Source organism: Streptomyces sp. HUAS MG56, assembly GCF_058673395.1.
Genome location: NZ_CM178722.1, coordinates 5,589,176 through 5,602,388 on the forward strand (window position 1 = coordinate 5,589,176; position 13,213 = coordinate 5,602,388).

Annotated in this window: 11 protein-coding genes; 7 read left to right on the forward strand and 4 right to left on the reverse strand. The window is 74.4% G+C overall.

The genetic code is table 11. The annotated features are described in order from the left end of the window. Positions 1–211: 211 nt before the first annotated feature. Complete coding sequence (locus AC4OXY_RS26490) at positions 212–685, reverse strand: hypothetical protein (RefSeq protein ID WP_402066652.1); 474 nt, start codon at positions 683–685, stop codon at positions 212–214. Between the two features lie 154 nt (positions 686–839). On the opposite strand from AC4OXY_RS26490, the gene AC4OXY_RS26495 reads away from it, so the two are divergent. Both AC4OXY_RS26495 and AC4OXY_RS26500 read left to right on the forward strand, forming a co-directional pair. Then, entirely contained in the window at positions 840–2,051 is a 1,212-nt protein-coding gene (locus AC4OXY_RS26495) for a PP2C family protein-serine/threonine phosphatase (RefSeq protein WP_362822592.1), read from the forward strand. Positions 2,052–2,146: 95 nt separating this feature from the next. Beyond that, positions 2,147–3,370 carry a hypothetical protein gene (locus AC4OXY_RS26500; protein WP_491991165.1) on the forward strand — a complete coding sequence of 408 codons (1,224 nt, stop codon included), beginning with the start codon at positions 2,147–2,149 and terminating at the stop codon, positions 3,368–3,370. Here the strand turns inward: AC4OXY_RS26500 and AC4OXY_RS26505 are convergent, their stop codons facing one another. Continuing rightward, positions 3,371–4,615, reverse strand: a complete 1,245-nt coding sequence (locus AC4OXY_RS26505; RefSeq protein WP_491991166.1) for an amidohydrolase — start codon at positions 4,613–4,615, stop codon at positions 3,371–3,373. 430 nt (positions 4,616–5,045) lie between these two features. Here AC4OXY_RS26505 and AC4OXY_RS26510 point away from each other — a divergent pair, with 430 nt between their 5' ends. After that, entirely contained in the window at positions 5,046–6,389 is a 1,344-nt protein-coding gene (locus AC4OXY_RS26510) for a helix-turn-helix domain-containing protein (RefSeq protein ID WP_491991167.1), read from the forward strand. Between the two features lie 27 nt (positions 6,390–6,416). Here AC4OXY_RS26510 and AC4OXY_RS26515 read toward each other — a convergent pair whose 3' ends face one another. Further along, positions 6,417–7,238 carry a hypothetical protein gene (locus tag AC4OXY_RS26515; RefSeq protein WP_356026076.1) on the reverse strand — a complete coding sequence of 274 codons (822 nt, stop codon included), beginning with the start codon at positions 7,236–7,238 and terminating at the stop codon, positions 6,417–6,419. A 345-nt stretch (positions 7,239–7,583) separates the two neighbouring features. Here AC4OXY_RS26515 and thrS point away from each other — a divergent pair, with 345 nt between their 5' ends. The 3 genes from thrS to AC4OXY_RS26530 are packed head-to-tail and all read left to right on the forward strand — an operon-like array spanning position 7,584 to position 11,541. Then, positions 7,584–8,828, forward strand: coding sequence for a threonine--tRNA ligase (gene thrS, locus AC4OXY_RS26520; RefSeq protein ID WP_491991168.1), 1,245 nt, complete (start codon positions 7,584–7,586; stop codon positions 8,826–8,828). A 40-nt stretch (positions 8,829–8,868) separates the two neighbouring features. Then, the gene (locus AC4OXY_RS26525) at positions 8,869–9,834 is read left to right on the forward strand and encodes a nucleoside hydrolase (RefSeq protein ID WP_356026081.1); all 966 of its coding nucleotides are present in this window, start codon (positions 8,869–8,871) and stop codon (positions 9,832–9,834) included. A gap of 48 nt (positions 9,835–9,882) precedes the next feature. Further along, positions 9,883–11,541 (forward strand): glycoside hydrolase family 13 protein, encoded by a 1,659-nt coding sequence (locus tag AC4OXY_RS26530; protein WP_491991169.1) that lies wholly within the window; start codon positions 9,883–9,885, stop codon positions 11,539–11,541. A gap of 14 nt (positions 11,542–11,555) precedes the next feature. On the opposite strand, the gene AC4OXY_RS26535 is transcribed toward AC4OXY_RS26530, so the two are convergent. After that, positions 11,556–12,314, reverse strand: coding sequence for a DUF4142 domain-containing protein (locus tag AC4OXY_RS26535; protein ID WP_356026200.1), 759 nt, complete (start codon positions 12,312–12,314; stop codon positions 11,556–11,558). A 200-nt stretch (positions 12,315–12,514) separates the two neighbouring features. Between AC4OXY_RS26535 and AC4OXY_RS26540 the strand changes: the two genes are divergently transcribed. Beyond that, a complete protein-coding gene (locus AC4OXY_RS26540) occupies positions 12,515–13,201 on the forward strand; it encodes a DUF6445 family protein (RefSeq protein ID WP_362822587.1) in 687 nt (228 codons plus the stop codon). Positions 13,202–13,213: the final 12 nt, after the last annotated feature.

Sequence of the window (13,213 nt, forward strand, 5' to 3'; positions counted from 1 at the left end):
CGTGCGCCCCGCCGTGGGCCGCACCGCGCGCACCTGGGGCTTCGGCTCCTCCGGTGGAGGGTTCGGCCGAACGGGTGTTTCCTGGTGCTGGGGAGACGGAAACCGGCTCATGGGGCCGGTGTGGGTAGAGGGAAACAGGGGAGTGCGTGGGCCCCGGTCCGACGACCCGCCGGACGGGGCCCACGCACACACGCGCCACGCGGTGGCCCGCTCAGCGGATGCGGTGCCCGAAGGCGTCCTCGCGCGTGTAGTAGCGGTAGAAGAACGTGGCGAACGTCGCCCCCGACACCACCAGCGACATCACCGTCGACCGCCAGATCGAGTGCCCGGTCTGGCTGTAGAGGAAGCCGAACGCGCAGCCGGCGAACACCGTCCACAGCAGCGCGTGCACCTCCCGCGGCATCCGCGGGGCCAGCGTCAGCAGCGCCATGGACACGACCGCGAACACCAGCGCGCTGACGAACCCGAGCAGCAGGTTCCAGCCCGTGATGGCGCCGCCGGCGCGGTTGTCGGCCGCGACCCAGTAGCCGTACACCAGGCCGAGCACGACCGGGCCGGCGATGTGGGCGACGCGGTGGGTGCGCGCGTCGAAGACGTCGGGCGGGCGGGTGTGCCGGGCAGCTTCCACCTCCGGTGTCCGCCCGGGGCGGGACATGCCGCCGGGCGCGGGTGCCGCTTGAGCCATGAGAGCGCTCCTCTCTCTCCTCGCCCCCGCCTTCCAGAGCACACCTGGGACCGCGGCCCGGCAAGTCGGCCGGACGGGTGAAGTCGCCCGGGCGGTGCCCGGATGCGGGCGGATACCCGGCGTGTTTCGCTGGGCGCATGGAGGGCTGCCCACCGTGACGGAGACGGAGTACGGGCGGGGGCGTCAGCTGCTGCGGGTCCGCGGCCGGAGCGTCGCCTGGGTGCCGTCGCTGCTGCTGCTCGTCGGCATCGTGCTGGTGGACCTCAACACCACCGAGCGGTTCCGGATCATCTCCTGGATCGTGCTGGTCCCCGGCACGGCCGCGGCGATCTGCGGGGTGTGGACGACGGGCGCCTTCGCCGTGCTCGCGGTGGTGACGTACTTCGCCGTCGACAGCGCCTGGCCCGGCGAGTACCGGGCCGGGCTCGGCGACTTCGTCCTGGTCGGCCTCGGCGGCATCCTCGCCACGCTGGCCGCGGCCGTACGCGAGCGCAAGGAGCGGCAGACCCTGCACATCCTGGACATCGCCGAGACCACCCGGCGCACGGTGCTGCGCCCGCTGCCGGCGCGCTGGGCCGGGCTTGAGCACGCGGGCGTGTACCTGGCCGCCGACGTCGAGGCCCGGGTCGGCGGCGACTTCTACGACATCCAGCCCGGACCGCACGGCACCCGGGTCCTCGTCGGTGACGTGCAGGGCAAGGGGCTCGGCGCGGTGGAGGCCGCCGCCGCGCTGCTCGGCACCTTCCGCGAGGCCGGCTACCACGAGAAGGATCTCGCGACCGTCGCCGAACGCCTGGAGATCCGGATGCTGCGGCACCGCACGCTCTCCACGGCGCTCGGCCGGGACGACGGGGACCGGTTCGCGACCGCCGTGCTGATCGGCTTCTGCGACGACTGCCCGGACGTCGTCGAGACCGTGAACTTCGGGCACGAGGCGCCGCTCGCCGTCGGCCCGCACGGGGTGCGTGAGCTGCCGAGCGGGGACGGGCTGCCGCTCGGACTAGGGGAGTTGGCGGCGGGACCGCCGCCCGTGCACCGGGTGCCGCTGGCCGCCGACGAGACGCTGCTGCTGGTCACCGACGGGGTGACCGAGGCCCGTGACCGCGGCGGCGTCTTCTACGCACTGGCCCCGGACGTCGCCCGCGCCGTCGCCGCCGAACCGGACCTGCGCGCCGAGCCCCTGAGCCTGGTCCGCCGGGTCCGGGACGGGGTGCTGCGGCACAGCGGAGGGCGGCTGGGCGACGACACCACCGTGTTCGCCGTACGACGCCTGGCGGAGGCGGAGGCGCGGGCGGAGCCGGGGGCGGAGGAGCCGGCCGGTGCGGGCGGGGACGAAGCGACCGAACGGGGTTGTCCGCGGTCCTGAGGCGCGCGTGTGCAGCCGCAGCGGTTACGGTGCTGGCTGGAAGCAAGCCGTGACCACGGGTTGCGCGGGGTCGACGGTCGACAGGGGGAGGGACGATGCCCGGAACCGTACTGCTGCTCGCGGCCTCGCCGCTGGGCAAGGGGCGCCTGGTGGACGCGGCCGCCGTGCTGCCGGTGCTGGCCGCGGTCGCCCCGGCCGTGCTGTCCGGCACCGAGACGGCCAACGTGGTCGAACTCGCCGATCCGCTGGATCCGCAGGCCGTGCTGACCCGGCTGCGGGCCGCGGCGGCCGCGCCCGGGCCGCTGACCGTGTACCTCGCCGGGCAGCTCCAGCTGGACCGCAAGCAGCATCTGCCGCACGTGGCGCTGGCCCGCACCACCGCGGCGACCGTGCGCTACACCGCGTTGCCGTGGCACTGGATCCGGGACGAGCTGCGGCTGCGCTCCGCGGCGGACGCGGCGCTGGTCGTGGATCTGCACGCGGACGCGGAGGCGTGGCGGTACGTCGCCGAGCGGGGGCTGGACTGCGGGCCCAACGCGGCGGTGTACGGCCGGGTGGCTCCGGCGTCCGGGCGGCGGGGCCCGGCGGAGCCGGCGTACATGAAGGCGGTGGCGACACTGCTGCGCAGCGGGCATCGGCCGCCGCTTCTCCGGTTGCACGAGCAGGCGCTGGCCCGGGTCGCCGAGTCCGGCGCCGGCCGGGACCTGGTCTTCGCGCACCCGCCCACCGGCCTCCCCCGCCCGCAGACCCCGACCCCACCCCCACCGGGCGCCTCCCCGCACCTCTACCCCCACCCCCAGAACCCCCGCCCCGGCACCCCGGCCGCCCCACCGGCCGCCCCCGCCGCCCACCTCACCACCACTCACCCCGCGCGCCCCGCGCACCCCGCCCCTCAGGACCCGCACACGGTCATCAGCACCGCCGTGCGCAGCGGCCGGCACGCCGAGGCCGCCGATCTGGCGGCCCGGTACGAGGCGGCGGCCGTGCGGGCGCACGGGCCGGCTTCCGACACGGCCCTGCACTGGGCCGAAGTGCGGGCCGATCTCGCGATGTTCGCGGGGGACGCGGTGGGCAGCTGCCGGGCGTGGCTCGCGGTGGCCGGGGTGCGGCTGGCCGCCGGGCAGGCCGTGGACGCGCCTGCCGTGGAGGCGGCCGCGGACCGGGCGCACCACCAGTGGGGCCGGATCAGGGACTCGGCGCGGGCCCGTGAACTCGGCCCCGCGCTCGCGGAGTTGCGGCTGCGGGTACCGGGCCGCAGGCAGGGTGCGCTGGAGAACGTCCAGCGGCAGTTGAGCCAACTCCAGGCGGCAGCCCGGTAGTCACGCGGTCGGCAGGAACGCCAGGGCCCCGGAGACGAGGGTGCGGACGCCCGGGGCGATCACCGACAGGTCGGGCGCGAAGTGCGGGCTGTGGTTGCTCGGGACGGCCGCGAACTTCTCCGGGAGGGTGTCGCCGGGGGCCTTCTCCCACACCTCGGCGGGGGTGGTCGTCACGAACCAGTACGCGTACGGGAGGGTGCCGTCGAGGGCCAGCTGGGGGAAGTCCTCGCTGCCCATCGCCGGGCCCGGGTCGAAGACCGTGCCGGGGCCGAAGACCTCGCCGTGCACGGCGGCGACGGCGGTGTCGGTGGCCGCGTCGTTCACGGTCACCGGGAACGTGTTGCCGACGACGACCTCCGGCTCGCGCGGGCAGCCGGCGGCCAGGCACTCGCCGCGCGCGATGCGCTCGATCGCGGCGAGCATCCGCCGGCGGACCTCCTCGGACTGGCTGCGGAGGTTGAGGGAGATGCGCGCCTCGGAGGGGATGATGTTGTGCCGGGTGCCCGCCTCGATCCGGCCCACGGTCAGCACGGCCGACTCACCGGCCGCCAGCTCCCGCGAGACGACCGTCTGGAGGCGGGTGACCAGGTAGGCGGCCGTCACCACGGGGTCCACGGTGGCCTCCGGGCGTGAGCCGTGTCCGCCCCGGCCGTGCACGACGATGTCCACGTCCGTCGCCGCCGACATGATCAGGCCGGGTGAGTGCGGGTACAGGCCCGCCGGGCCGGGGGCCGCGTGCTGGCCGAGCAGCACGTCGGGGCGGCCGAAGCGTTCGTACAGGCCGTCGGCGACCATGCGGGCCGCGCCCTGGCCGGTCTCCTCGGCGGGCTGGCCCACGAGCAGCAGGGTGCCGCGCCAGGCGTCCCGGCCGGCGGCGAGTGCCGCGCCGGCCCCGGCCAGCCAGGTGACGTGCAGATCGTGTCCGCAGGCGTGCATCACGCCGTCCGTCCGGGAGGCGTACGGCAGCCCGGTCTCCTCGTGCACCGGCAGCGCGTCCATGTCGGCGCGCAGCAGGACGGTGGGCCCGTCGCCGTTGCGCAGCCGGGCCACGACGCCGGTGCCGCCGACCCCCTCGGCGGTCTCGAACCCGGCGTCCGCCAGCCGCCCGGCGAGCAGCCCGGCGGTGCGGTGCTCGCGCAGGGACAGCTCGGGGTGGCGGTGCAGATCCCGGTACAGATCCTCCAGGTCCGGGACCGGGAGGTCGGCGGTCAGGTCCAGGGCGGTACGCGCGGCGGCGGAGGTCACGGGCGCAAGACTAGGCCTCCGGCGGGGGCAGGGGGGAGAGGGCCGCCGGAGGCCGGTCGGGCGGCGCGTCCTCAGTGGTGGTGGACGTGCTGCTGGACGGCCGTGGGGGCCCGGGTGCCGTCCGCCGCGTGGGCCGGGCCCGCGTTGGCCGCGAGGATGAGGGCCGCCGCGGCGATCACGGCCGCCGCCACACCCCGCACGGTCGGGGTGGCTGCGCTCAGGCGAATCCGGGCAGGGATCAGGGGTGCGGGGGTGGGGGGTCCGTAGGGGGCGGGCGTACGTCCTTGCACGGCGACCTCGCAACACAACAACGACGAACACAACGACGAACACAACAGCGACGTATTAAGCACGCTTAATCCGCCGTTTAACCTAGGGCTGCCCGATGCGAACGGCAAGGGGCGCCAAGGGAGTTGGGGGGATCCAACGGATGCGGGAACGGGACGATCCGGCGGTCGTGGGGCGGCGCGTACAGCAACTTCGTACGGAACGCGGGCTGACGCAACGTCAGTTGGCGGAGCCCGCCTACACGCCCGCCTACATCTCCACCGTGGAGGCCGGCCGGGTGCGGGCCTCCGACGAGGCGCTGCGGCACATCGCCGGGCGGCTCGGCGTCGCCTTCGAGGAACTGGCCGTCGGGCAGCCCGCCCATCTCGCCACCGACCTCAGGCTGCGGCTCACCGAGGCCCAGCGGGTGCTCGCCGACGGGCGGGCCGAGGAGGCCGCCGGGCGGTACGAGGCGCTGCTCGCCGAGGCGGAGGGCTACGGGCTGGGCGCCGAGCAGGCCACCGCGCTGCTCGGGCTCGGTGAATGCGCTCTGGAGACAGGGGAGTTGACGGAGGCCCGGGAGCGCTTCGAGCGGGCCGAGCGGTGCCTGGACGGCGAGTCGCTGCCGGTGCGCGTGCCCGCGCTGCGCGGCCGGGCGGTCTCGCACTACCTCGCCGGTGAGCTCCGGTACGCCGTCTACCTGCTGGAGTCCGCCCTCGACGAACTGAACCGGGGCGGACTGCACGACCCCGACGCCCTGCTCCTCCTCTACGCCAGCGCGATCGGCCCGTACATGGACATGGGCGCGCACGCCCGCGCCGCCCAGGCCGCCGAGTTCGCCCTCGCGCTCGCCCCGCAGGCCGGTGACCCGGCGCTGATCGCCCGGATGCACCGCTCGGTGGCCCGCACCCTGCTCGCCGAGGGCCGCCTCACCGAGGCCGACGCCTCCCTCGCCAAGGCCGCCGAGCTGTACCGCCGGCTGCGGCTGCGCACCGAACTGGCCAACTGCCACTGGATGCGTGGCTACGTCTGCGCGCAGAACGGCGAACTGGACCGAGCCGAGGCCGAGTTGAAGCAGGCGTACACCATGCTCTCGGAGAGCCGGGCCGCCCTGTACCGCAGCCAGGCGGCCGTGGAGCTCGCCGACGTGCTGCACCGGCGCGACAAGTCCGACGAGGCCGCCGTCCTGCTCCAGGAGGTCCTCGGCGACTTCTCCTCGGAGCGCGGCGCCGTGCACGCCGCCGCGGCCCACCGCCTCCTCGGCATCATCGCCGAGGACACCCGCGACACCGAGGCCGCCGAGGAGCACTACGTCCGCGCGCTCAGCCTGCTGGAACGCGCGGGCGCCGCCGGCGACCTGGCCGATCTGTGCCGCCTCCTCGGCGACCTGCTGCGCCGCACCGGCCGCACCGAGGCGGCCCTGGACGCCTACCGCACCGGCCTCGGCCACCGCACCGCCCCGGGCACGACGACGCTGGGCCCGGCCCCGGCCCAGCCACCGCTGTGACACCCGTGCGGGCCGTGCCCGGGCAGGTCACACCTGGGCGCGCCCCCGCCGGTGGACGTCCGTCAGGTGCAGTGCGCCCACCTGGACGGCGGCCTGGGTCGCGGCGTTCGGTACGTCGCCGAGGCCGCCGTTGGTGAGGGCGAAGGCGTCCTGGCCGACCCGGACGGCGGCCACGTCCAGGGTGAGCAGACGGTTCCGGCCGTCGGAGGTGGTGGTGGCGATGGTGATGTGCAGGCCCTGGCGGGCGTCCCCGACCTCGGGCAGCGCGGCCGTGTCGACCCGCACGTCCTCCTGGAGCCCGTTGTCGGTGGTGGCCGTGAACCGGGCGCACTGCGCCGGCAGCGACTTCAGCCAGCCGAGCGCCGCGTCGACGTCGGCGGGGCGGCGGGCGCCGATCTGGTAGCGCAGCTGGGCGCCGGTGTCGGTGTCGTCCAGGCCGATCGCGGCGCGGGGCGGGCCGCCGAGGAGTTCGTCGGTGTAGAGCGCGTTCAGCAGCCGGGAGCACTCCCCGGCCGAGCTGGTCGCCTTCAGCATCCCGTCCCGCCAGGTGGCGAACCCGCCGGTCGCCGCCCAGGGGGCGCCGAGGTCGGTCGGGGTCAGGAGCGCGGCCTGTGCCTGCGCGTCGGTGAGCGCGGACCCGTTCGGCCGTCCGGGCGCCTTCGGTATCGGGGTCGGCCGGTCGATCGTCGGCAGGGGCTGGGGCGCGGTCGCCGGGTGGTTCAGTCCGAGGGCGGCGCAGCCGCCGACGGCGATGAGCCCGGCGGCTATCAGGGAGAGCCGCAGACGGGGGCGGGAGCGTATCGCCTCGGTCAACGAGGTCATCGACTGCAACGACGGCATCGACGGCATCGGGCTGCCTCCTGGACTGCGGGCCGGTGGGGTCCTGTTCTCACGGCACCACCGCCCCGCCCACCCCACCAGCGCTCCGGTCCGTACGGGTGAGGGGCCGGGCGGGAGTCCGGGGGGAAGAGAGAGCGGGCGCGGCGAAATTGCCTCGCCCCGCCGCCTCCGCTGCTGTTACGGTCGCCGTATGCAGCGCGCCCAGCAGTGCCCGTCGAGCACGACGACGCCGGAGACCGTCCCGGCGCGCTGACACCTGACCAGCAGCAACGAAGCCCCGGGGCGAACGCCCCGGGGCTTTCGCGCGTCGCGGGGCGTTCGCCTCCCTCCGCAGCGAGGAGAGGACCAAGGACCATGAGCGACGACCGTTTCCCCGACCACCGCCTCCCCGACCACCGCCGTCTCGGCCGCGCACTCGACCTGTTCGACACCGACCCGCTGATGGGCGCCGGGCTGCCGTACTGGCTCCCGGACGGCGCGGTCGTCCGGCACGCCCTGGAGGAGTACGTCCGCGACGCCGAGCGCCGGGCCGGGTACCGGCACGTGTACTCGCCGGTGCTCGGCAAACGCGAGCTGTACGAGATCTCCGGGCACTGGGACCACTACCGCGACGACATGTACCCGTCCATGAGGCTCGGTGCGGAGGAGGTCGTGCTGCGCCCGAGCCTGTGCCCGCACCACGCCCTGATCTACCGCTCCCGCTCCCGCAGCTACCGCGAACTCCCGCTGCGCATCGCCGAACTGGGCGGCATGCACCGCGCCGAACTCTCCGGCGTGCTCGGCGGGCTGACCCGCGTCCGCGCCATCCAGCTCAACGACGCGCACGTCTTCTGCACCCTGGAGCAAACCGTGGCGGAGGCCCGCGCCGCGCTGCGGCTGATCGCCCGCGCCTACGCCGACCTCGGCATCGAGGCCGTACGGCACCGGCTGTCGCTGCCCGGCGAGGGCGGCAAGTACGTCGCCGACCCGGAGCTGTGGCGGCGGGCCACCGCGCTGCTGCGGGAGGCGCTGGACGAGTCCGGGACCGATTACGAGGAGGCCGAGGGCGAGGCCGCGTTCTACGGCCCGAAGATCGACGTCCAGATCGCGGACCCGGCGGGCCGCGAGTCCACCCTGTCCACCGTGCAGATCGACTTCCACCAGCCGGCCCGCTTCGACCTGCACTACATCGGCGCCGACGGCGCGAGACACCGCCCGGTGATGGTCCACCGCAGCATCGTCGGCAGCGTCGAACGGGCCGTCGCCCACCTGGTCGAAGTCCACCGGGGCGCCTTCCCGGCCTGGCTGGCCCCGGTGCAGCTGGCGGTGCTGCCGGTCGGGGAGGAGCAGGCGGAGCAGGCGGCGGCGGTCGTCCGGGAGGCGGTGGAGAGGGGGCTGCGTGCCGAGGTCGTCGGGCCACGGGAAGGCACCCTCGGCGCCCGGGTCCGGGGCGCGCGGCTGGTGCCGTACCAGGCGGTGATCGGTGCGAGGGAGGCGGCCGAGGGGCTGGCCGCCGTACGGCTGCGCGACGGGCGGCGCCCCGGGCAGGTGCCGGTGCCCGAACTGCTGCGCCGGATCGCCGACCGGGTCGCGGCGCGCGGCACCGCGCTGTGGGAGTGACCGTACTGCTCTAGGGTCGCCTCGACGGAAGGAGTCCACTGTGACCGGTCAGCCCACCCCCGTGATCATCGACTGCGACACGGGTGTCGACGACGCCCTCGCCCTGCTGTTCGCCGTGCGCCACCCCGGGATCGACCTCAGGGCGGTGACCTGCGTGGCCGGGAACACGGACGTCGACGGCGTGGTCCGTAACACGCTGACCGTGCTGGAGCGGGCGGGCGCCCCCGACATCCCGGTGGGCCGGGGTGCCGCCCGCCCGCTGATCGAACCGGCCCGCTCGGCCCAGCACGTGCACGGCAGCGACGGCATGGGCGACCTCGGCCTGCCCGCGCCGAAGCGGACCGCGTCCGAGCTGGACGCCGTGGCCCTGCTGCGCCGCGAGATCCTCGCCTGCCCGCGCCCGGTCACGCTCGTCCCCACCGCGCCGCTGACCAACATCGCCCTGCTCCTGCGCACCCACCCGGAGGTGACCCGCAACATCGAGCGGATCGTCTTCATGGGCGGGGCGGTGGGCAGCGGGAACGCCACCCCGGTCGCCGAGTTCAACGTCTGGCACGACCCGGAGGCGGCGGCGATCCTGCTCACCGCCGGGGTGCCGATCACGATGTACGGCCTCGACGTCTTCATGCAGGTCACCGTGGACACCCCGGACGTCCGGCGGCTGCGCGCGAGCGCCGACCCCGGCACCCGGCTGGCCGGTGACCTGCTCGCCCACCGGCCGACCACGATCGGCGAGGAGCCGGAGGCGGAGGAGGCGGGCGGCCTCGGCGACGCGGGCGCGGTGTGCGCGGTCGCCGACCCGGGCGGCCTCACCACCCGTCGGCTGCCCGTCGAGGTCTCCCTGGCCCCCGGCCCGTCCCGGGGCCAGACGATCGTGGACCGCCGCCCCCGCCCCGGCGAGTCCGAGATCCACGGCGGCGGACGCGAACAGGCGCTGGTGGACGTGGCGTTGGAGGTGGACGTGCAGCGGTACGTGAAGCTCTATCTGGACACGGTAGAGAGGTAGGGCGCGGTACGCCGGACACGGCGGAGCCCGCTGTCGGAAGGAGCCCGCATGGCCACCCGTTCCCCCGACCTCTCCGCGAAGAACCCCGACTGGTGGCGGCAGGCCGTCGTCTACCAGGTCTATCCCCGCAGTTTCGCCGACGCCGACGGTGACGGCGTCGGCGATCTGCGGGGCGCCGCCGGGCGGCTGGACCACCTCGCCGCGCTCGGTGTCGACGCGCTCTGGCTGAGCCCCTTCTACCCGTCAGAACTCGCCGACGGCGGCTACGACATCGCCGACCACAGGGACGTCGACCCCCGCCTCGGCACGCTGGACGACGTCGACGCGCTGGTCGCCGAGGCCCACCGCCTGGGCCTGAAGGTCGTCGTCGACATCGTCCCGAACCACACCTCCCGTCTGCACCCCTGGTTCCAGGAGGCGCTGCGCTCCGGACCCGGATCGGCGGCCCGCGACCGCTACGTCTTCCGCCCCGGCACGGGCGAGCACGGCGAACTCCCGCCCACCGACTGGCAGTCCGTCTTCGGCGGCAGTGCCTGGCGGCGCACCGGGGACGGCGACTGGTACCTCCATCTGTTCGCGCCCGAGCAGCCCGACCTGAACTGGGCGAACGACGAGGTCCGCGCCGACTTCCGCACCACCCTGCGCTTCTGGGCCGAGCGGGGCGTCGACGGCTTCCGCGTCGACGTCGCCCACGGCCTCGCCAAGGATCTCGCCGAACCGCTGCGGAACACCGGGGACATCGGCGCCACCGGCGAGGAGTCGCTGCTGCGCGTGGCGCCGGGCAGCCACCCGTACTGGGACCGCGAAGAGGTCCACGCGATCTACCGCGACTGGCGCACGGTCCTCGACGGCTACTCCCCGCCGCGCACCGCCGTCGCCGAGGCCTGGGTGCCGGGCGCCCGCCGCGCCGCGTACGCCCGCCCCGACGAGCTGGGCCAGGCCTTCAACTTCGAGTACCTGGAGGCGGCTTGGGACGCGGACGAACTGCGTGAACTGATCACCGCGTCGCTGTCCGGCGCCCGGGCCGCCGGTGCCTGCGCCACCTGGGTGCTGTCCAACCACGACGTCGTCCGCCACGCCTCCCGGCTCCTGCTGCCGCCCGGCACGGACGCGGAAGCCTGGCTGCTGTCGGACGGCAGGACCCCCGCGCTGGACACCGCGGCCGGACTGCGCCGGGCCCGGGCGGCGACCCTGCTGATGCTGGCGCTGCCCGGTTCGGCGTACCTCTACCAGGGCGAGGAACTCGGGCTCCCCGAGGTCGCCGACCTGCCCGCCGAGGCCCTCCGGGACCCCGTCTGGGAACAGACCGGCCACACCCGCAAGGGCCGCGACGGCTGCCGCGTCCCCCTGCCGTGGACCGCGACGGGCCCGTCGTACGGCTTCGGTCCGGGCCCCGCCTGGCTCCCGCAGCCGCCGGCCTTCGCGTCGTACGCCGTCGAGACCCAGACGGGGGCGGACGGCTCGACCCTGGAGCTGTACCGCGCCGCCCTGCGCCTGCGCCGCAAGCTGCTGGAGGGGGAGACGCTGACGTGGTCGGCCGGCAGCGCGGCCGACGTCCTGGACTTCGCCCGCACGCCGGGCTGGCGGTGTGTCACCAACCTCGGGGACGCGCCGGTCCCGCTGCCGCGGGCGGAAGTGCTGCTGGCGAGCGGGCCGCTCGGCGGGAGCGGAGATCTCCCGCCCGATACGACGGTGTGGCTGGGATAGCGGCGCCGACGCACCTAACCGGCGGTCGGCGCGGGGCTCGCTCCCGGGGAGGCCCCGGCCGCGCCCCCGCCCCCGCCCCCGGCGATCCCGTTGATGTCCACCGGAGTCGACGTCGCGTTCGGCGGCGGGGTCAGCACCACCTGTGGCTGACCCGCAGGGGGCGGCGGTGGGGTCAGGTCCGAGTTCGGCAGCTTCGGCGGGGTCGTCTGCTGGAAGATCGTCTGGTCGAAGTCGACGAAGCCGGTCTTCTCCATCACCGTCATGTGGTCGAGCACGGTGTTGTTGGCCTGGTCGGCCAGTGCCCGCACCAGTGTGTTCTTCGTGGTGGAGCGGATCTTCGAGATGGTGTTGAAGATCGCGCCGTGCGTCATCCGCAGGATGTTGGCGAAGTCGCTGTCGAACTTCGTCCCGCTGTCGGCCTGCAACTGCCGGACGAAGCCCTCCTGTTGCGGGCTCGCGATGTTGGGCAGCGTGATGTTCAGCATCGGCGCGATCTTGCGGCACGTGGTGTCCAGCGCCGCGTGCCCGTCGACCAGGTGCTCGCTGGCCGTCTTGACCGCCGGCGTGGTCCCCTTCTGGAGTCCGATCTGCCCCACCGGGTACTCCCACAGACCGGCCGCCCGCACCTTCACCACGAAGTCCCGGTCCTGCTCGGTCAGCGGTCCCCACTGCGTGTTGGCGATGACGCGGTCCTGGGCGGTGGTGACCTTGGTGATGCCGAGCATGCTCGGGTAGGCCAGTGACACGAGGGTCACGGCCATCGCACCGCCCACGAAGAGAGTTCCCGTCGCGTTCCGCGAAAAGCGCACCGTGCCTCCTGCCCGGTCGGGGTGCCGCCCGCGTGACGGCGTGCGGGGCGGCTCGGACACACAGCAGTACGGATGCGGAAGCCGTTCGTATCTGTTCGACAGGTAAAGAAGAGTTGACCATTCCTCGGGAGAGAGCGGGGCAAACGCTGGCATAGATTCGCCGCATGCCCCCACAGCCACCCCCCAGGACGCCCGCCGCGCTGCCGGTGCTGCCCTACCGCAAGCCCACCAAGGGCCGTGACTACTGGGTCTTCGACGACGTCCTGCCGGACGTCGACGCCGTACGGGAGCGGTGTCTGGCCAAGGACGACTGGGTGCGGGGGTATCCGTACACCTCCGAGACCTGGCCCGGACTGCGCGCCATGCCGGGGCTGGAGCCGGGCGAACTCGCCGTCATCGAGCGGCTGGTGAAGAAGGCGACCGGCGCGAAGGAGCTGTGGGTGCAGCAGGCGCCCGGCGGCGGCACCCTGAACCACAACTGCGTCCAGGTGGTCGGCGAGGGCGAGAGCGAGCCCCGCCCGCACACCGACTCACGCGCCCTGTGCCGGTACGCGGCCGTGCTCTACCTCAACCCCCACGTGCCGAAGAACTGCGGCACCGCCTTCTACCGCCAGTCCCTGCCCGGCGGCCGGCTCGGCGGCAACATCGTCCAGGCCCCGCACAACAACCTCGTCGAGGCCCTCGGCACGCGTTACGTCCCGGGTGACCACTTCGAGGAGGACGTCCGCGTCCCGCACAAGTACAACCGGCTGCTCCTCTACAACGCCAACCTCGTGCACAGCGCGACGGACTACACCGGCAGGACCCTGGAGGAGAAGCGCATGACGGCGGTCTTCTTCTGGATGGCGTGAGAGCCGTACGGC